Source organism: Microbulbifer variabilis, from assembly GCF_020524905.1.
In the GTDB taxonomy this organism is placed as follows: Bacteria; Pseudomonadota; Gammaproteobacteria; order Pseudomonadales; family Cellvibrionaceae; genus Microbulbifer; species Microbulbifer variabilis_A.
The window spans coordinates 119,125-138,314 of record NZ_JAIVKI010000004.1 but is presented as its reverse complement, the minus strand read 5'-3'; the positions used below and the strand labels follow the sequence as shown (position 1 = coordinate 138,314).

The 19,190-nt window shown below is 52.0% G+C and carries 16 protein-coding genes; 12 read left to right on the top strand and 4 right to left on the bottom strand.

Going from position 1 to position 19,190, the window contains the following annotated elements; translation table 11 throughout:
* Positions 1-3: 3 nt before the first annotated feature.
* From murD to mutT, 12 genes are all read left to right on the top strand, one after another.
* Positions 4-1,386 carry a UDP-N-acetylmuramoyl-L-alanine--D-glutamate ligase gene (murD, locus tag LC073_RS07275; protein ID WP_226645557.1) on the top strand — a complete coding sequence of 461 codons (1,383 nt, stop codon included), beginning with the start codon at positions 4-6 and terminating at the stop codon, positions 1,384-1,386.
* On the top strand, positions 1,383-2,600 hold the full coding sequence (gene ftsW / locus LC073_RS07270; protein WP_226645555.1) for a putative lipid II flippase FtsW: 1,218 nt from the start codon (positions 1,383-1,385) through the stop codon (positions 2,598-2,600). Before murD ends, ftsW begins: the two co-directional genes overlap by 4 nt.
* Positions 2,600-3,697 (top strand): undecaprenyldiphospho-muramoylpentapeptide beta-N-acetylglucosaminyltransferase, encoded by a 1,098-nt coding sequence (gene murG / locus LC073_RS07265; protein WP_226645828.1) that lies wholly within the window; start codon positions 2,600-2,602, stop codon positions 3,695-3,697. Before ftsW ends, murG begins: the two co-directional genes overlap by 1 nt.
* A gap of 34 nt (positions 3,698-3,731) precedes the next feature.
* Entirely contained in the window at positions 3,732-5,195 is a 1,464-nt protein-coding gene (gene murC / locus LC073_RS07260; RefSeq protein WP_264190441.1) for a UDP-N-acetylmuramate--L-alanine ligase, read from the top strand.
* 6 nt (positions 5,196-5,201) lie between these two features.
* Positions 5,202-6,008, top strand: a complete 807-nt coding sequence (locus tag LC073_RS07255; protein WP_226645551.1) for a cell division protein FtsQ/DivIB — start codon at positions 5,202-5,204, stop codon at positions 6,006-6,008.
* A gap of 111 nt (positions 6,009-6,119) precedes the next feature.
* The gene (gene ftsA / locus LC073_RS07250) at positions 6,120-7,355 is read left to right on the top strand and encodes a cell division protein FtsA (RefSeq protein ID WP_226645548.1); all 1,236 of its coding nucleotides are present in this window, start codon (positions 6,120-6,122) and stop codon (positions 7,353-7,355) included.
* 88 nt (positions 7,356-7,443) lie between these two features.
* The gene (gene ftsZ / locus LC073_RS07245) at positions 7,444-8,685 is read left to right on the top strand and encodes a cell division protein FtsZ (RefSeq protein ID WP_226645546.1); all 1,242 of its coding nucleotides are present in this window, start codon (positions 7,444-7,446) and stop codon (positions 8,683-8,685) included.
* Positions 8,686-9,114: 429 nt separating this feature from the next.
* Entirely contained in the window at positions 9,115-10,026 is a 912-nt protein-coding gene (lpxC, locus tag LC073_RS07240) for a UDP-3-O-acyl-N-acetylglucosamine deacetylase (protein ID WP_226645543.1), read from the top strand.
* A 199-nt stretch (positions 10,027-10,225) separates the two neighbouring features.
* Positions 10,226-11,161: a M23 family metallopeptidase gene (locus LC073_RS07235; RefSeq protein WP_226645540.1), complete on the top strand. Its 936-nt coding sequence runs from the start codon at positions 10,226-10,228 to the stop codon at positions 11,159-11,161.
* Between the two features lie 162 nt (positions 11,162-11,323).
* Positions 11,324-14,068 (top strand): preprotein translocase subunit SecA, encoded by a 2,745-nt coding sequence (gene secA / locus LC073_RS07230; protein ID WP_226645536.1) that lies wholly within the window; start codon positions 11,324-11,326, stop codon positions 14,066-14,068.
* A 216-nt stretch (positions 14,069-14,284) separates the two neighbouring features.
* Entirely contained in the window at positions 14,285-15,487 is a 1,203-nt protein-coding gene (gene argJ, locus LC073_RS07225) for a bifunctional glutamate N-acetyltransferase/amino-acid acetyltransferase ArgJ (RefSeq protein WP_226645532.1), read from the top strand.
* 9 nt (positions 15,488-15,496) lie between these two features.
* The gene (gene mutT, locus LC073_RS07220) at positions 15,497-15,895 is read left to right on the top strand and encodes an 8-oxo-dGTP diphosphatase MutT (RefSeq protein ID WP_226645529.1); all 399 of its coding nucleotides are present in this window, start codon (positions 15,497-15,499) and stop codon (positions 15,893-15,895) included.
* A 65-nt stretch (positions 15,896-15,960) separates the two neighbouring features.
* Here mutT and yacG read toward each other — a convergent pair whose 3' ends face one another.
* From yacG to LC073_RS07200, 4 genes are all read right to left on the bottom strand, one after another.
* Positions 15,961-16,176 carry a DNA gyrase inhibitor YacG gene (gene yacG / locus LC073_RS07215; protein ID WP_226645527.1) on the bottom strand — a complete coding sequence of 72 codons (216 nt, stop codon included), beginning with the start codon at positions 16,174-16,176 and terminating at the stop codon, positions 15,961-15,963.
* 74 nt (positions 16,177-16,250) lie between these two features.
* Positions 16,251-16,847, bottom strand: a complete 597-nt coding sequence (gene coaE / locus LC073_RS07210; RefSeq protein ID WP_226645524.1) for a dephospho-CoA kinase — start codon at positions 16,845-16,847, stop codon at positions 16,251-16,253.
* A 132-nt stretch (positions 16,848-16,979) separates the two neighbouring features.
* Positions 16,980-17,858, bottom strand: coding sequence for a prepilin peptidase (locus LC073_RS07205; protein WP_226645521.1), 879 nt, complete (start codon positions 17,856-17,858; stop codon positions 16,980-16,982).
* A gap of 6 nt (positions 17,859-17,864) precedes the next feature.
* The gene (locus LC073_RS07200; RefSeq protein WP_226645518.1) at positions 17,865-19,079 is read right to left on the bottom strand and encodes a type II secretion system F family protein; all 1,215 of its coding nucleotides are present in this window, start codon (positions 19,077-19,079) and stop codon (positions 17,865-17,867) included.
* Positions 19,080-19,190: the final 111 nt, after the last annotated feature.

Sequence of the window (19,190 nt, the reverse complement as noted above, 5' to 3'; positions counted from 1 at the left end):
ACAATGAGTCTGATCGCGACCTCATCGCAGCATAAAGTGGTAATTGGACTGGGTGCTACCGGACAATCGGTGGTGCGCTACCTGCTGCGTCACGGTAATACCCCGGTAGTGTTGGATAGCCGTGATAACCCACCGGGGCTTGCGGATTTTCAGAGGGAATTTCCCCAGGTTACTGTGGAAACCGGGCCCCTGCGAGCGAACACTCTGCTTGCGGCCAGTTTGATTATTGCCAGTCCAGGTGTGCCTTTGGCGGAGCCGCTGCTGCAGCAGGCGATTGCTGAGGGTATTCCCGTGGTGGGGGATATCGAGTTGTTTGCCCAGGCTCTACAGCGCAAGCAGTCTAAAGCGAAACTTGCGGCGATTACCGGCTCCAACGGCAAAAGTACGGTCACCACACTACTTGGCAAAATGGCTGAAGCCGCCGGTATTTCTGTGAGAGTGGGCGGCAATATCGGCTTTCCGGTGCTTGATTTATTGGATGATCCACTGCCGGAACTGTTTGTGTTGGAGCTTTCCAGTTTCCAGCTGGAGACTACTTACTCCCTCGCTCCGACAGTAGCCACCGTTTTGAATATGAGCGCGGACCATATGGACCGCTACCCCAGTATGCTGGAGTACCACCGGGCGAAACAGCGGATTTATCGCGGTGCGGAAGTCTTCGTGGTCAATCGTGAAGACCCTCTAAGTCAGGGACCTCTGTCGAGAGAGAGGCGAGAGTGGACTTTCGGCTTGGATCAGCCCGATCTCAAGCAGTTTGGTGTGCGCATGCATGAGGGGCGTGAATGGCTGGCCCAGGGCAGCGTGAATTTATTGCCGGTGGATGAGCTGGCGATGGTGGGAAAACATAATACTGCCAACGCCCTGGCTGCTTTGGCGATGGGTAATGTCTTAGGGCTGCCGATGGATGCAATGCTCTCGGTACTGCGTAGTTTCCCTGGATTGGCTCACCGCTGTGAGCGCGTGGTGGATTTCCAGGGCGTTACCTATGTCAATGATTCCAAGGGCACCAATGTCGGTGCGACACAGGCTGCGCTGGATGGGTTGGCTACCTCAACCCGTAAGATAGTTTTAATTGCTGGTGGGGATGGTAAAGGTGCCGACTTTTCCTCTTTGAAGAAAAGTGCGAGCACCCTGCGCGCAATGGTTTCAATCGGTGTCGATGGAGACAAAATTGCCCGCGTGTTTGCTGAACAATGTCCAACGTTCAGAGCTGACTCTATGGCAGATGCCGTCAATAAGGCCCGTACATTAGCCCATAGCGGGGACTATGTATTACTGTCCCCGGCCTGCGCCAGCTTTGATATGTATCGCAACTTTGAAGAGCGCGGTGAAGACTTTCGCAAGATCGTATCGATTAAGTGTGAGAGCTTAGGGGAGGAGCAATGAGTGACTTGCCCTCCCTGAATACCAAACGTGATTTTCTCGATGCTCTTTTGCCATTTAGTGTTTTGGCGCTGCTAAGCATCGGGGTTGTGATGGTGGCTTCGGCCTCAATCGCATTCGCTACAGATATTTATGGAAATCCCTGGTATTTCCTGAAACGCCACTTGGCATTTTTGTTGATTGGTGCAATGGCAGCACTGTTGGTGAGCCAAATTCCCCTGGCTATTTGGTCGAGACTATCCTGGCCATTACTGCTGTTTTCCTGCCTGTTACTGGTGGTGGTGTTGGTGCCGGGAATTGGTCGAGAGGTGAATGGCAGTCGTCGCTGGTTAGTGTTTGCGGGGATCACCATCCAGCCTGCAGAGGTGGCCAAGTTTTGTATGCTGGTATTTTTTGCCAGCTTTTTAACCCGGCGTAACAAGCAATTGCATCACTGGAGCAGCTTTATGGTGCCGGTGGTCATTCTCGCTGTGGTTGCTTTTTTACTGTTATTGCAACCGGACTTCGGCTCAGTGGTAGTCATATCCGGCACGGTGCTGGCAATGGTGTTTCTGGGAGGTGCGCGTTTGCCGCACACTTTCTTACTGGTGGCGGCTGCGGCCTGCGGTTTAGCACTGATGGCGTTGATGAGCCCCTATCGCTTGCAGCGCTTATTGACGTTTTTAGATCCCTGGGGGGATCAGTTTGCCAGTGGCTATCAGTTGACTCAATCACTGATCGCATTTGGTCGCGGTGAATGGTTTGGAGTAGGTCTAGGTAACAGTGTGCAAAAACTGTTTTACCTACCGGAGGCACATACCGACTTTATTTTTGCCATTCTTGCCGAAGAGTGGGGCATGTTTGGTGGCCTAGTTGTTGTTGGGCTTTTTGTGCTCCTGACTTGCTCACTATTGCGCTTGGTGCGTGAGGCCTTGGCACAACAGAAATTTTTTGCGGCTCTGCTGGCGTTTGGTATGGCGGTACAGATTGCTGGGCAGGCATTTGTAAATATGGGAGTGGCTTCAGGTTTGCTGCCTACCAAGGGGTTGACCCTGCCGTTTGTTAGCTCTGGCGGAAGTAGTTTAATTATTTGCTGTGCCCTACTGGGATTGGCCCTGAGAATTCGCGCTGAGTTGCGAGGCGAAATACAAGGAAGAGAGGAATCCTCCGGCTTATTTGCGCAGTTGCCAATATTCACCCGGCGCCGTGCCGGTGTTGGCAGTGGGGAGGTACTTTGATATCCCATAAAGAAAAAATTTTCGCCGGTAAGAAGTTTCTCCTTATGGCCGGTGGCACTGGTGGCCATGTATTCCCGGCATTGGCAGTGGCACAGGCTTTGCAGGAACACGGTGCTAGTGTCGAGTGGCTCGGTACTCAGCGCGGTATTGAGGCGCGCTTAATTCCCGAGGCCAAAATTCCTCTGCACTGTATTAGCGTGGAGGGGGTTCGCGGAAAAGGTAAATTGGCCCTGTTCAAAGCGCCTTTGCAGATTTTACACGCGGTGGCTCAGGCCCGTGCTGTAGTGAAAGCAGTAGCGCCGGATGCGGTACTTGGTTTTGGTGGTTTTGCCACAGGCCCCGGTGGTGTGGCAGCGCGGCTCAGTGGAATTCCACTGATTATTCACGAACAGAATGCGGTTGCCGGCACCACGAATCGCCTGCTTGCACGTATCGCCAGTCAGGTGTTGGAAGCTTTTCCCAGTAGCTTGCCCGGCGCCAAGCAGGTTGGAAATCCCGTGCGTACCGAAATTGCGAACCTTTCGGAGCCCCAGTTGCGTATTGGTAGTGAAACACCTCTGCGCTTGTTGGTGCTCGGTGGCAGTCTTGGCGCAGTGGCAATTAATGAGCTGGTACCTAAAGCCATCGCTTTATTGCCACTTCCTCTGCGACCGAAAGTGGTCCATCAGGCGGGGGAACGCCATATAGCGTTGGCTCGTGAAGCGTATAAGGCTGCCGGGGTAGAGGCCGAGGTAGTGCCTTTTATCGTAAATATGGCTGACGCTTATAGTGCTGCGGATTTGATTATTTGCCGCTCCGGTGCGTTGACTGTTTCGGAAATTGCCGCCGCCGGGGTGGGTGCAATTATGGTGCCTTTTCCCTTTGCAATTGATGATCACCAAACACGCAATGGTGAGTGGTTACAGAATGCTGGTGGTGCTGTAGTCGTCCAGCAGAGTGATATGGATGCGCAGAACCTGTCGGAGCTACTGCAAAAGCTGCTCTCCGACCCGCAAGCGCTACTGAATATGGCGAAAGCTGCGCGCAGTGTGGCAAAGGTTGATGCAACCGAGCAGGTGATAGGTGCCTGCGTTGAGCAGCTGGCCCAGGCCAGATAACAAATAGAATACGAGTGGATCAAGGTTAGAAAGTATGGCTTCTGAGCGTGCCAAGATGGAAAAAAGTTACGCTGTACCAACAATGCGTCGCATTCGTCGCATCCACTTTATTGGTGTTGGCGGAGCGGGCATGAGTGGCATTGCCGAAGTACTACAGAATCAGGGCTATGAGGTTTCTGGTTCCGATCTGCGCGAATCAACGGTTACAGATCGACTGCAAAAGCTCGGCGTGAAAGTTCAAATTGGACATAGTGCCGAAAATATTCGCGGTGTGGATGTGGTTGTGAATTCCTCCGCGGTGCATGGCGATAACCCCGAGTTGGTTGCTGCCCATGAAAATCGTATCCCGGTGGTGCGTCGTGCAGAAATGCTTGGGGAGCTGATGCGTTACCGTTATGGCATCGCAGTCGCTGGCACACATGGTAAGACCACAACCACTAGCCTGATTGCTTCAATTTTTGCCGCAGATAAAAAAGATCCCACTTTTGTAATCGGTGGATTGGTCAATTCGGCTGGCGCTAATGCTGCACTGGGAGAAAGCCGTTATTTGATTGCTGAGGCGGATGAGAGTGATGCGTCTTTCATTCATCTGCAACCGATGGTGACGGTGATCACGAATATTGATGCCGATCATATGGAGACCTACGGCGGGGACTTCGAAAAAGTTAAACAAATCTTTATTGATTTTGTCCACAACCTGCCTTTTTATGGCCTCGCCGTTGTTTGTGGTGATGATGCCAATGTGCAGGAAGTGATACCAAAGTTTTCCCGTCCAGTGCTGACTTATGGGTTTGCCGAGGGCAATGATTTTCGCATTGTCGAGGTGAAGCAAGAGCCTTTACGCAGTCACTTTAAAGTTCAGCGTCCAGCGGGTGATCTACTCGAAGTCTCGGTAAACACTCCAGGTATTCACAATGTACTAAACGCTACCGCAGCAATTGCCGTCGCCACCGATGAAGGCATTGGCGATGAAGCGATTCAAAAAGGCTTGCAAGGTTTTCAGGGCGTGGGTCGTCGTTTCCAAATTTATGGGAATTTCTCAATTAGTGACGACAGTAACGCAGAAAAAGTGATGTTGGTGGACGATTATGGCCACCATCCTCGGGAGGTGGCGGCGACCATCAAGACTGTGCGCGATGGCTGGCCCGAGCGGCGCTTGGTGATGGTTTATCAGCCTCATCGCTATACACGAACTCGCGATCTGTTTGAGGATTTCGTTCAGGTTCTGTCTGAAGTGGACAAATTAATTTTGCTGGATGTGTACAGTGCCGGCGAGACGCCGATAGCCGGTGCCGATGGGCGAACTTTGGCTCGCAGCCTACGGAATAGGGGCCAAGTCGATCCAATTTTTGTCGAGACGGTTGATCAGGTTCCCCCGATTTTGGCAGATCTTCTGGAGCCAGGTGATGTAGTTTTGACTCAGGGAGCAGGCAATGTTGGAGCTCTCTCACAAAGGCTGGCAGAGTGGCGCCTGGGCGAGAAAGGCCTAGAGGCTTGAGTGTAAGTGAGATCTACACAGGATAAAAATGCGAGAGTCAAACAGGCCCAGGTTCGTGGGGCCCGCCCCCTCGGGCAAAGGGAAGAGAGCAGAATCCACTGGCGCCCCTGGTTACTTTTGATTGTTTTTTTGTTCTTGTCTGTTGGGGTGGCTACAGGTGGACATTGGATGTGGCAGCGCCTGCCGGCGTTTCAACTCAGCAGGGTTGATGCGTTGGAGCAAGTGGAGGTCCGCGGATCTTTTAATGCTGTAACTGAAGAACAGATAAAAGAAATTTTACTGCCGTATTTGCAAGCAGGTTTTTTTTCTGTTGATATCCGCGCGATGCGAACCGCATTGGTGGAGCAGCCGTGGATTACCAGGGTCTCCATAAGTCGCCGTTGGCCTAAAGGTGTGGTTGTTGAAGTCAGCGAGGCACAGCCACTTGCAATCTGGGGGCGTGATCGTTTGCTGGTTGCCAGTGGTGCACTGCTTCCGCGACCGGCGCAAATGCAGGTGGGTACGCTACCTGAACTCGCTGGAGATGAAGAGTTGGTGGGGCAGATTATGTCCCAGTACCAAGCGCTTGCGGGACTTTTGACCACGCGAGATATGGAAGTGAAGCGGTTGTCATTTGATGACCTGAGTGGCTGGCATCTGGAGTTAATGTCGGGAATTGAATTAAAACTCGGTCATGAGGCACTGTTGGAGAGAGTTAACCGCTTTCTCACTTTGAGTCGCGGATTACTCGAACCTTATTTACAAAAAGTAGCCGAAGTAGATACCCGTTACGGCAACGCGGTAGCGGTTCAATGGAAGAACGAGCAAGAGTAAACAGGGAAGCGGCAGTAGCCGCAGTTGAAAATAAAGTTTAAAAGCGAAGGCGGTGGTTCGGTTGATAATTAATGAAAAGCCGGGACATAGCCCAGCGAGGTTGGAACAAAAATGACACAAGTATCCGATCAGCGCATGATTGTTGGGCTGGATATCGGCACCTCTAAAGTAGTTGCCATCGTGGGTGAGGTATCTGCCAATGGGGATCTCAATATTGTTGGTATTGGTTCTCATCGCTCCACCGGAATGAAGAAAGGTGTGGTGGTAAATATTGAATCCACTGTGCAATCTATTCAGCGTGCCATAGAAGAAGCTGAATTAATGGCAGGGTGTGAAATTCACTCTGTTTATGCCGGTATTGCGGGCAGCCACATTCGAAGCCTCAACTCTCACGGTATTGTGGCAATTAAAGATCGTGAAGTAACTCAGCAGGATTTGGACCGGGTGATCGATGCGGCTCGTGCAGTTGCTATACCTGCAGATCAGAAAATTTTACATACGCTGCCGCAAGAGTACCTGATTGACAGCCAGGAGGGTGTAAAGGAGCCACTGGGAATGTCCGGCGTGCGCCTCGAAGCGAAGGTGCATTTGGTTAGCGGTGCAGTCAATGCTGCACAAAATATTGAGAAGTGTATCCGTCGCTGCGGCCTCGAAGTGGAAGATGTCATTCTTGAACAGCTGGCTTCCAGTTACGCGGTACTGACTGAAGATGAGAAAGAGCTCGGGGTATGTATGGTGGATATCGGTGGGGGCACCACCGATATCGCGGTATTTACCGGCGGCTCAATTCGTCACACTGGAGTGATTCCTATCGCTGGGGATCAGGTGACTAACGATATTGCAATGGCTTTGCGTACGCCGACACCGCACGCCGAAGATTTAAAAATAAAATATGCCTGCGCTTTGGCAAAACTGGCGCGGGAAGGTGAAACCATAAAAGTACCGAGTGTGGGGGATAGGGAGCCTAGGGATTTATCTCGTCAGGCCCTGGCTGAAGTAGTAGAGCCCCGTTACGACGAGCTATTTACCCTGGTGCAGGCGGAACTGCGCCGCAGTGGTTTTGAGGATCTGTGCGCGGCGGGAGTGGTTTTAACTGGGGGCTCTTCAAAAATGGAGGGTGCGGTTGAACTGGCTGAGGAAATTTTTCATATGCCAGTGCGTCTCGCAGTACCCCAGGGAATTTCTGGATTGATCGATATTGTGAGCAATCCAATTTATTCCACCGGAGTTGGATTATTGATGTATGCGATGCAGCAGGAAGAGGTTACCGAAAGGAAAACCCAGCCCGCGCGCAACGATAATCAGTGGTGGGACAAAGTAAAGCACTGGTTTCGTGGAAATTTGTAATAGCATGCAACCAGAATTAGCCATCCCATAAGGGATTTTTTTTAGGCGTGGCTGTAAAATTCGACATGAGCAAGAAAGGGGAACAGCGATGTTCGAGCTAGTTGATAGCGTACAGGATAAACCTGTCATCAAGGTAATAGGAGTCGGCGGCGGCGGTGGCAATGCTGTGAAGCATATGATTGCCAGCGACGTGGAGGGCGTAGACTTTATCTGCGCAAACACCGACGCTCAGGCGCTCAAAGATATCGAAGCGCAAACAATCCTGCAGCTTGGTAACACTATTACCCGCGGCCTGGGTGCTGGGGCTAACCCTGATATTGGCCGACAGTCCGCTCTGGAGGACCGCGATCGTATCGCTGAAGTCTTGAACGGTGCTGATATGGTTTTCATCACTGCTGGTATGGGTGGTGGTACTGGCACGGGTGGTGCGCCGATTGTGGCCGAGATAGCCAAAGAGCTTGGCATCCTCACCGTAGCTGTTGTTACCCGTCCATTCAAAATTGAAGGTCGCAAGCGCACCGTGGTAGCCGAAGAGGGAATTCTTGAGCTGCGCGATAAAGTCGACTCTCTGATTACTATCCCCAACGACCGCCTTTTGGAGGTCCTGGGCAGTAAGATCACCATGAAGTCTGCTTATAAAGAAGCTGACAATGTGCTGCTCGGAGCGGTACAAGGCATTGCCGATCTGATGATCCGTCCCGGTATCATGAACGTGGACTTTGCCGATGTGCGCACGGTGATGTCTGAAATGGGTATGGCGATGATGGGCTCCGGTTCTGCTATTGGCGAGAATCGTGCCCGTGAAGCGGCGGAAAAGGCCGTACGCAGCCCGCTGTTGGATAACGTTAATCTTGCTGGTGCCCGCGGTATTCTGGTCAATATTATTACCGGCAGTGAAGAGGCTGGTTGCCAGGAACTGACTCTCGGCGAATACTCCGAAGTTGGTGAGATCGTACAGGAAATTGCCTCTGATGAAGCCACCGTGGTCATTGGAACCGCAGTGGATGACAAACTGGGTGATGAGATGCGGGTGACTGTTGTAGCAGCTGGCCTGGGTGAGGGAACCCCTGCTGTTCGCCCCGCCAAGGTTGTGGATAACACGCGTCGTCCTGAAGTGCGTGAATCCCGCGATGTTCGTGACACTCGCGATATGCGAGATATGCGTGATAGTCACGGCGCTGCGGGACTGGTTTCTCGCGAGAGCGTTGCCGACCCTCGTCCGAGGGTAGATGTCGAACGTCCCAAGCGTCCCGCTCCGTCTCTGAATCCGGCAGATGCCGATATGGAATACCTTGATATTCCGGCATTCTTACGACGTCAGGCAGACTGAGTGTAGCCGCCGCAGAGGCAGTACACCGCTCATGTCCACCCAACTTAAGGTTGGGTGTCGCCTCTGCGGTGCGGCTTATTGCAGTATCTTGATTGGCTTTAGCTGGTTGAGCTCTGCGATATTAAAGGATTTGCTTTGGTCTTGAAGTTGTCTTCGAGCATTTTGCTACAGTCATAGGGAGCCAAGCAAAGTGACTGGTGAGTATAATTAACAATTTTTTACAGTGATCCCGGCGCGTGTAGTCTTAGAATGCTGTATAAGCGACTGAGATGTGGCGCTCCAATCTTTACTTAAACTATCCTTGGAAGGACGGTGGCGGTGTGTTGAGTTGACCACGCGCCCACAATTGGTATTGGCGTCGCAATTGTGCTAATATCGGCGGCTTGCTGCGCGTTATGCGTAGACCACCGACTGGGAAAAGATAGTTTCATGATCAAACAGCGCACGCTTAAAAATGCTATTCGCGCCACCGGCGTAGGTCTGCACACTGGCAAAAAGGTCGTTCTGACCCTTAAGCCGGCTCCTGTAGATACCGGCATCGTGTTCCGTAGAACGGACTTGGACCCGGTGGTCGAAATTGAAGCCCGGGCAGAGAATGTGGGCGACACCCTGCTTTCCACAACATTAGTGAAGGACGATGTCCGTATCGCTACCGTTGAGCACTTGCTCTCGGCAATGGCTGGTCTTGGTATCGACAATGCGATTGTCGAGCTGTCCGCCCAGGAAGTACCGATCATGGACGGCAGCGCCGGCCCCTTTGTATTCCTGATCCAGTCTGCTGGCATCCAGGAACAGTCTGCACCGAAAAAATTCCTGCGTATCAAGAAGCCGATTACAGTAGAAGAGGGTGACAAAGTTGCCAGCTTCCTGCCGTTCAATGGTTTCAAAGTCTCCTTTACGATTGATTTTGACCACCCGGTATTTCAGGGGCGCAATCTGACCTCTTCCGTGGACTTCTCCAGTACCTCTTTCGTGAAAGAGGTGAGTCGCGCGCGCACTTTCGGGTTTATGCACGAAATTGAATACCTGCGTTCTAAAGGCTTGGTTCAAGGCGGCTCCGTAGATAACGCTATCGTGATCGACCAGTATCGTATTCTGAATGAAGGTGGGTTACGTTACGAAGACGAATTTGTGAAACACAAGATTCTCGATGCCATCGGTGACCTTTACCTGCTTGGCACGAGTTTGATTGGTGAATTTAAAGCCTTTAAATCTGGCCATTCTCTGAACAATAAGTCTCTGCGTCATCTGATGGCTCAAAAAGACGCCTGGGAAATGGTAACTTTCGAGGGGGAGCAAGAGGCTCCAATCTCCTACATCAAGCCGATACTGGCTGTTTAACCTCTGCAAGAAGCCGGCATTATACTGCCGGCTTTTTTACGTGACTGAATCACCAGAGAAGGTTGGTAGGATTCTGGTAACCTTGCTTTCCTCCAGATGTTTAGGTCTGCCACTCCTTTAGTGTGAGGTACTGCACTGGATTCTCGTCTCACTTATAGAGACAACAAAATTACAAAATATTGAATTTCTCCTGCTTGTTATGAAAGTAATTCTGGTCAATGAGCGTGGCGCAACCCGCAGCTTCAACTTTGGTGGACTGAGCAAGGCACTACTGAGTCTGTGCCTCTTGGGTCTTCCGGTTGGCGCTTTTTTCTTGGGTGTGAATCTGCCTGTGACCAAAACCGATTTATTCGATGCGCGCACGGCCAAGGCATGGGAGCGTGCTCTGCGTAAGCAGCAGCAGGAAATTGATGAGGCCGATCGTGAGGCCCATGAGCAACTCGCTGCACTCACGGTAAAGCTGGCTGAGTTGCAGGCTCGTCTAACTCGCCTGGATGCCGTGGGCGAGCGTCTTACTGCGGCGGCGAACCTCGACGAGGGGGAATTCGAGTTTAGCGCTGCCCCGGCGGTAGGGGGTCCGGAAGATCCCGGTATAGCCGGGGCTTCAGAGCTACCTTACCAGCCTCCTGAATTTCTCGAAGTGATTGGTGAATTGTCCCACAAGGTGGATGATCGCCAGATGCAGTTGAATACCCTCGAATCCCTGATGGCGAATCTGCAACTTGAAGATGAGCAGTTTATTGCCGGGCGCCCGATCTCAAAAGGTTGGATGTCCTCCCGTTACGGTTATCGCACCGATCCCTTCACCGGACGTCGCACTTGGCATAAAGGCGTGGACTTTGCTGGCAAGATGGGTTCAGACGTAGTTTCTGTTGCCGCAGGTGTTGTTACCTGGGCCGATGAGCGTCACGGTTACGGGCAGCTGGTGGAAATTAATCACGGTAATGGTTATTCCACCCGCTACGGCCACAATAGTGAGCTCAATGTTGGTCTCGGCGATGTGGTTAAAAAAGGCCAGGTGATTGCCCAGATGGGCTCCAGTGGTCGCTCCACCGGTCCCCATGTGCACTTTGAGATCTTCAAGAATAACCGCACGGTCGACCCGGCCAGCTATATCCGCCGCACAGGCAGATAACAACTATTCTTCCCTTACGCGTAAATGCAGGCAGCTTGGCATAGGAGTTGCCAGCGCTTGCGCCTTCCTGTTTACTTGCACCCCTCGCATAAAGGAGTGTCGGTGCAATATCTGCCCAGCATTAGCGCCGACAGCGCACATAAGATAAGTGGTTTCTAGATAATGATTGGCAAACTGATTAAATCGGTCTTCGGTACAAAAAATGACCGCGAGCTGAAGCGCATGCGACGCATCGTGGAGAAAGTCAACGCACTGGAAGAGGATTTCCAGAAGCTGGACGATGCAGCTCTTCGCGCCAAAACAGAAGAGTTTAAAAAGCGTATTGCGGACGGGGAAACTCTTGACCAGCTGCTGCCTGAAGCCTTCGCCGCAGTGCGTGAGGCAGGCCGGCGTGCACTGGGTATGCGCCACTTCGATGTGCAGCTAATTGGGGGTATGACGCTGCACGAAGGCCGCATCGCAGAAATGCGTACCGGTGAAGGTAAAACCCTGGTGGCGACATTGCCGGCCTATTTGAACGCCCTGGAAGGTAAGGGTGTACATATTGTGACGGTCAACGATTACCTGGCATCGCGAGATGCCAACTGGATGCGCCCTGTTTATGAATTCCTCGGTTTGACGGTGGGAGTGATTGTTTCCCAGCAGCATCCGGACGATAAGAAGGCCGCCTATCAGGCTGACATAACCTACGGCACAAACAATGAATTCGGTTTCGACTACCTGCGTGACAATATGGTATTGCGCAAGGAAGATCGCACCCAGCGCCCGCAAAACTTCGCCATCGTGGATGAGGTGGACTCCATCCTGATTGATGAGGCGCGTACTCCGCTCATTATTTCCGGTGCGGCGGAAGACTCCTCTCACTTGTATCTGGCCATGAACAAGCTGATTCCGCAGCTGGAACGTGCTGAGGAAGGCGGTGAGGGCCACTACACCGTAGATGAGAAAACCCGCCAGGTGGAGTTGACGGAACAAGGGCATCAACTGGTGGAAGACCTGCTCTCCCGCAGTGGCCTGATGAAGGAAGATCAGTCCCTCTATGCACCCGGTAACCTGGGTTTGTTGCACCATGTACACGCTGCGCTGCGCGCCCAGGTGCTATTTAACCGGGATGTGGACTATATCGTGCAAAATGGCCAGGTCGTGCTGATCGATGAGCACACCGGCCGCACCATGCCTGGCCGTCGCCTCTCAGAAGGTTTACATCAGGCTTTGGAAGCTAAGGAAAATGTTCAGATCCAGAGTGAGAGCCAGACGCTGGCTTCCACTACTTTCCAGAACTTGTTCCGTTTCTATCCGAAACTCTCCGGCATGACCGGTACAGCCGATACCGAGGCGTTTGAATTCCAGCAGATTTATGGTCTGGATGTGGTAGTGATCCCCACCAATAAGGATATTCAGCGGGAGGATCTCAACGACCTGGTCTACCTGAGTAAAGAAGAGAAGATGGAAGCCATTATCGAGGACATTAAGTTCTGCCGTGAAAAGCAGGCGCCGATCCTCGTGGGCACTGCTTCTATCGAGACGTCTGAAGAAATGTCGCACATGCTGCAGAAGGCAGGTATCCAGCACCAGGTACTAAACGCCAAGTACCATGAACGCGAAGCGCATATCATTGCCCAGGCTGGTCGCCCCGGCACTGTCACCATCGCCACCAATATGGCCGGTCGTGGTACTGACATTGTACTGGGTGGTAACTGGGAAGCCGAAGCGGAAGCTCTCGCCCAGGAAAAAGGTAGCGCTTTAAGCGAGGCCGAAGTCGCCAAGGTGAAAGAGGAGTGGAAGAAGCGCCACGAGCAAGTGATCGAAGCTGGCGGCTTACACATTATCGGCACCGAGCGCCACGAATCCCGCCGTATCGATAATCAGCTGCGTGGCCGTGCCGGGCGCCAGGGCGACCCGGGTGTAACTCGTTTCTATCTGTCCTTAGAAGATAACCTGATGCGTATCTTCGCCTCTGACCGGGTGAAGAATTTTATGCAAATGTTGGGTATGGAGCGCGGTGAGGCCATTGAGCACCGTATGGTCTCCAATGCGATTGAAAAAGCTCAGCGCCGTGTAGAAGGGCGCAACTTCGATATCCGCAAACAGTTGTTGGAATACGATGATGTGGCCAACGATCAGCGTCAGGTGATTTATAGTCAGCGCAATGAGCTGCTTGAGGCCGATACGATCAGCGATACCATCAACGCTATTCGCGAAGATGTTGTGAATGAAATTATCTCGGCCTCAGTCCCGCCACAGAGTGTTGAGGAACAGTGGGATATCCCGGCTTTGGAGCAACAGCTTGCCGGCGAGTTAGGTATTGTGCTGCCTATTCAAAAATGGCTGGATGAAGACCGAAACCTGCACGAGGAGACTCTGCGCGAGAAGGTTGTTGCCGAAGCGCAAGCTGCTTATGCCGCCAAAGTGGAGCGCATCAGCGAATCCTCCGGCGACGCGAACCTGATGCCCACCGTGGAACGTCAGATCATGCTGCAGGTGCTGGACCAGCTGTGGAAGGAACACCTCTCCAGCATGGACCACCTGCGTGCGGGTATTGGTTTGCGCGCCTACGCAAACAAGAACCCCAAGCAGGAGTTCAAGCGCGAGTCTTTCCATCTGTTCCAGAGCATGTTGGAAAACCTCAAGCATGAAGTGGTGCGCATTCTCGCTCATGTGGAGCCTATGACACGCGAGCAAATGGACGAACTGGAGCAGCGCCGCCTGGAAGAACAGCGCAAGCAGCAGCTGGAGCTTCAGCACGCCGAGGCCTCGGCTCTGCCAGAGAGTGAGCCTCAGCAGCAGGCGGCCCCTGCTCCAGAGCGCCGCGGGCCAAAGGTTGGCCGTAATGACCCATGCCCCTGTGGTTCCGGCAAGAAGTACAAGCAATGCCACGGTAAGCTGGCCTCCTCTACCCAGAGCTGATAACTCTCTGATCGGAGTAGATCTCACAGAATGCCCCGCTTAATGCGGGGTATTTTTTATTCTGACAAAAAATATTCTGCGGTTTTGTGCGGACAGTCCGCATCAAGTGCGGATAATCCTTGCCTCCGCGAGGCCAGACTTTAATAATGACGCTTTTCTACCTATGGCTAGCCTTTATATAAAGACAGCCGAACCCGGTGCTTAAGTCGAACTGTTATGCCTGAATCACTACTTCCTCCCGTAAAAGGGATTCGCCTTGCCAGTGTGCCTGCCAAGATCAAAAATTGGTCTCGTGATGACCTGTTGTTAATAGCGGTTGCCGAAGGCGCATCGGTCTCGGCCACCTTTACCCAGAACAGCTTTTGCGCTGCACCGGTATTGGTAGCCAAAGAGCATATCGCACAGGGAAATATTCGCGCCCTGCTGGTGAATGCCGGTAATGCCAACGCGGCTACTGGCGCGCGCGGTCTAAGCGACGCCAGGGCCTGCTGCGCAGCGGTGGCCGAAGCGGTGAATGTTTGTGCAGAGCAGGTATTGCCTTTTAGTACCGGTGTTATTGGCGAGCATCTACCTTTGCAGCGATTACTGGATGCCATACCCACAGCCGCGACTGAGCTTATCGAAAGCGGATGGGGACGAGCGGCAAAAGCCATTATGACCACGGATACTCGCCCGAAAACTGCCAAGCGCCTCCTGAAAATTGGCGGTGAAGAAATTACGGTCGTGGGGATCGCCAAGGGTTCCGGCATGATCCAGCCAAATATGGCGACCATGCTCGCCTATGTCGCCACCGATGCCAGTATCGCGCAGCCATTGCTGGATCAAATGGTAAAGGAGGCCGTGAATGCCTCCTTTAACCGTGTCAGCGTGGATGGTGATACCTCAACCAATGATGCCTGTGTGCTGATTGCCAGTGGCGCGACGGGCAAGCCTATCAATACTCCCGCTGACGAGGGTTACAGCGAATTGATGCAAGCCATCACTCAGGTGCATATTGAGCTGGCCAAGGAGGTGGTTAGGGACGGAGAAGGAGCCACTAAATTTGTCACTGTGCAGGTGGAAGGGGCAGAGAGTAGTGACGAGGCTCTTAGAGTCGCCTTCGAGGTGGGTAACTCTCCCCTGGTAAAGACTGCACTCTACGCTTCAGATCCTAACTGGGGTCGCTTGGTGATGGCAATTGGTAATGCACTGCCGAATGGCTTGGATACCGGCAAGGTCAATATTTATCTAGACGCAGTACAAGTCGTGGAGGCCGGAGGCCGCTCTGCGGACTACCGGGAAGAACAGGGCGAACAGGTGTTTTCCCAACCTGAGTTTACCATTCGTATAGAACTGGGCCGCGGTAACATCAGTGAGCACATTTGGACCTGTGACTTCTCTCATGAGTATGTCACGATTAACGCCGAATACCGCACCTGAGGAATTGTTGTGAGCCGTGTGATTCATGTCGCTGTTGGTGTTGTTCGTCGCAGCGACGGCAAAATTTTAATTGCCCGCCGCCCCGATCACTTGCACATGGGCGGGCGCTGGGAATTCCCTGGTGGCAAGGTGGAGACAGGGGAAAGCGTGGAGCAGGCTCTCACCCGTGAGTTGCATGAGGAGGTTGCGATTGAGGTGCAACAGCTACAACCCCTGCTGAAAATTCAGCATGACTATGAAGAAAAAACCGTACTTCTCGATACCTGGCAGGTAACGGCATTTACCGGTGAGGCCAAGGGACGCGAAGGGCAGGAGACTGCCTGGGTGGCGGTACAGGAGCTAAAAAATTATCAGTTCCCAGATGCCAACCAGGCGATTATTGAGGCCATCGAGGCTGCAGAAGCTTAAATCAAGCACGCCTATGTAAAGTCTTGGCAGAGTCTTGTGCATAGGCTGCAATCATAGATCTGGACTTAATGGCGCTGCTTGCTCGGGTCCAGGTCTTCACTCAAAACATCATCGTAGATAGGCTCACCCGGTATCTTGTGCCCCTCGCTAGCCCACTCGCCCAAGTCGATTAGCTTGCAGCGCTCACTGCAAAAAGGCTTAAAAGGAAATTTATCACTCCACTCGATAGGCTTTTTACAGGTGGGGCAATTTAGCGTTGGGGCTTCTTTGGGTTTGGACATAGTGGGTTTGGGTACAACTTTTTCGATGTGATAGTTAGTGTCTGAGCAGGCTACTTTTTAAGCATAGAGTCGAGCTAAGGCTTCGCCAATTGCAAATACTTCTGATGTAGGGCTTCTATTTGGCTGCGCAATTCCACCAAGCCCGCGGTATTGTCCAGCACATCATCGGCTTTGGCCAGGCGTTCCTGCCTGCTGAGTTGTGCCGCCATGATTTTGCGGATCTGTTCCGGGTGATTGACATCCCTGGCGCTGGCCCTCTCCAATTGCAAACTTTCCGGCAGGTCCACCACGCAGATTCTATCTACCAACTGATGCTGGCCGGACTCGATGAGTAGTGGTGACTCGAGTATCGCGTAGGGACTAGTGCTTTGTTCCAGGGAGGTGATTATCTCCTCGCGAATTAGTGGGTGTAGTAGCCCCTCTAACCAGGTCCGCTCCTCAGAATTATCAAATACTAAGGCACGTAGCCGCGCCCGGTCCAGCTCACCACTTTCAAGTAAGACATTCGCTCCGAAATGCTGCGCAATCTGCTCTAACGCAGGCCTACCTGGTTGTACGACCACCCGGGCCGCCCAGTCCGCATCCACCACATGAATACCCAGTTCACGGAAGTATTCAGCGGCGGCTGACTTGCCACTGCCGATACCACCAGTTAAGCCTACTCGGAACAATGGATTGTCTCCCTGGAAAATAACTTGGGGCCAAAAACAAGAAACCCGGCCATTTAGTAGCCGGGTTAATGGTAATTCACTTGCTCTATAAAGGGTATTTGGATCGGAAAACAGTCAGATAGCTCTGGTTGGCTACAGACCGGAAAAACTCAGATACCAACCGACAATCTGCTCACCCCACAGCATGGCAATCCAACCGGCACCGGCCAAGTAAGGGCCAAAGGCAATCGGCAGATTGCGATCCCGTCCAACTGCCAGACTCCAGGATATACCGGCAATAGCGCCAACAGCGGCAGAGAGCAGAATCACCAGCGGCAGCATCTGCCAGCCAAACCAGGCCCCGATTGCTGCGAGTATCTTGAAATCCCCAGCTCCCATCCCCTCTTTGCCGGTAACCAGCTTAAAGATATGAAATACCAGCCATAAAGAAAGATAACCGGCGATGGCCCCAATAACGGCATCTTGCAGTGGAGCAAAAATATCCCACAGATTAATAAATAGCCCACCCCAAAGCAGTGGCAGCGTGATACTGTCTGGTAATAATTGCTTATCGAAGTCGATACCAGTAAGCGCCACCAAAGCCCAGGTAAAGACACAGCCGGCCAGTGCCTGCCAGGTGAAGCCCAACTGCCAAACCACTACCGCGGTGAGAATACCAGTGGCCAGCTCAACTAAAGGATAGCGTTTGGAAATAGGTGTACCGCAAGAGCCGCACTTGCCGCGTAAAAGGAGATAACTGATTACAGGAATATTTTGCCAGGGCTTAATTTCGGTTTTGCATTTAGGGCAGTGAGAGTTGGGCAGTATCAGGTTAAACGGCTTCTCCAGTTCTTCCTGCGCTGCAGGATCTAACTTTGTATTGAAGTAGCTATAAAAATCCCGCTTGTATTCCCGCTCCATCATTACTGGCAGGCGCAGGATAACTACATTGAGGAAGCTGCCTATCACCAGGCCTAAAATAAAAGTGCTGCCTATTAGCAGCGCTGGATATAAAAATAAATATTCTGGCATTATTTTTTATACGACTTGGCCCAGTTGGAAGATGGGGAGGTACATAGCAATCATTAAGCCGCCCACCAAAATACCGAGTACGGCCATAATCATTGGTTCTAATAAGGTGGTGAGGTTATCCACCATATTGTCGACAGCTTCTTCATAAAAATCAGCGGACTTACTTAGCATTTCATCTAGTGCGCCAGACTCTTCACCAATTGCGGTCATCTGTACCAGCATGGTCGGAAACAATCCAGAAGAGCGCAGGGCTGCATTGAGAGGAATACCCGTAGCAACGGCATCTCTGATTTTTAACGTTGCTTCCTTGTAAACGCTGTTCCCTGTGGCTCCTGCAACTGACTTTAAAGCATCTATTAATGGAACGCCGGCTGCGAAAGTGGTTGAAAGTGTTCGGGCAAATCGAGCAGAAATTGAATTGTAGGTAATTTGCCCCAATATAGGGATCTTTAGTATAAGCTTGTCAAAAAACTCTGCGACACCTTTATTGCGCTTTTTAGCTTCAAGTGTCCCTCCTATCGTGATAATGATTACGATTAATGCAATAAACCAGTTCGCTTGCATCCACTCAGACATTCCGACTACCAGCTGGGTGAAGGCGGGTAGCTCTGCACCGAAACCGGAAAAAGTTTCTGCAAATTGTGGAACGACTTTAATTAATAAGATCGAAGTAACAACAATGGCAACCACGATAACCGCAATGGGGTAGGTCATGGCCTTTTTAATTTTGGCCTTAAGAGACTCTGTTTTTTCTTTATAGGTGGCAATCCTATCCAGCATGGTTTCCAGAGCACCGGATTGCTCTCCTGAGGCAACTAAGTTACAAAAGAGATCATCAAAGTAGAGAGGGTGCTTGCGTAATGCATCGGCAAAAGCAGTGCCTGAGGCAACATCATCCCTGACTTTAAAAATAAGCTCCCTTACCCCTTGGTTATCCAAACCATCGGCAACAATGTCAAAGCTTTGAACTAAGGGCACGCCCGCTTTCATCATGGTGGCCATCTGCCGGGTAAACAGGGCGATGTCTGCAGGTTTTACCCTTTTCTTACCGCTACCAAATAGGGGCTTAGGTTTTTTTTGCACACGGTTGGCAATGATTCCCTGCTTGCGTAGCTGGGCCTTTACCAGTGCCGGACTGGTGCCATTGATTTCCCCTTGAACCTTGGCCCCCTTACTATCCACTCCTTTGTAGATGTACGGGACTGCGGTGGCATTGGCCATAAGTACTTTCCTGATCTGTCTCTGCTTACAACGGCCGATTATCTGTTAGTGCCGTCAAGCTATTGTAACCCTATAACTCTGAAACTCAGCCCCCTTAAGGGTACTGAACCA

Excerpts from the sequence above, each read along its gene's own strand:
- murD (WP_226645557.1), top strand. The coding sequence starts at position 4 with ATGAGTCTGATCGCGACCTCATCGCAGCATAAAGTGGTAATTGGACTG.
- ftsW (WP_226645555.1), top strand. The coding sequence starts at position 1,383 with ATGAGTGACTTGCCCTCCCTGAATACCAAACGTGATTTTCTCGATGCT.
- murC (WP_264190441.1), top strand. The coding sequence starts at position 3,732 with ATGGCTTCTGAGCGTGCCAAGATGGAAAAAAGTTACGCTGTACCAACA.
- ftsA (WP_226645548.1), top strand. The coding sequence starts at position 6,120 with ATGACACAAGTATCCGATCAGCGCATGATTGTTGGGCTGGATATCGGC.
- ftsZ (WP_226645546.1), top strand. The coding sequence starts at position 7,444 with ATGTTCGAGCTAGTTGATAGCGTACAGGATAAACCTGTCATCAAGGTA.
- lpxC (WP_226645543.1), top strand. The coding sequence starts at position 9,115 with ATGATCAAACAGCGCACGCTTAAAAATGCTATTCGCGCCACCGGCGTA.
- LC073_RS07235 (WP_226645540.1), top strand. The coding sequence starts at position 10,226 with ATGAAAGTAATTCTGGTCAATGAGCGTGGCGCAACCCGCAGCTTCAAC.
- secA (WP_226645536.1), top strand. The coding sequence starts at position 11,324 with ATGATTGGCAAACTGATTAAATCGGTCTTCGGTACAAAAAATGACCGC.
- argJ (WP_226645532.1), top strand. The coding sequence starts at position 14,285 with ATGCCTGAATCACTACTTCCTCCCGTAAAAGGGATTCGCCTTGCCAGT.
- yacG (WP_226645527.1), bottom strand. The coding sequence starts at position 16,176 with ATGTCCAAACCCAAAGAAGCCCCAACGCTAAATTGCCCCACCTGTAAA.
- LC073_RS07205 (WP_226645521.1), bottom strand. The coding sequence starts at position 17,858 with ATGCCAGAATATTTATTTTTATATCCAGCGCTGCTAATAGGCAGCACT.
- LC073_RS07200 (WP_226645518.1), bottom strand. The coding sequence starts at position 19,079 with ATGGCCAATGCCACCGCAGTCCCGTACATCTACAAAGGAGTGGATAGT.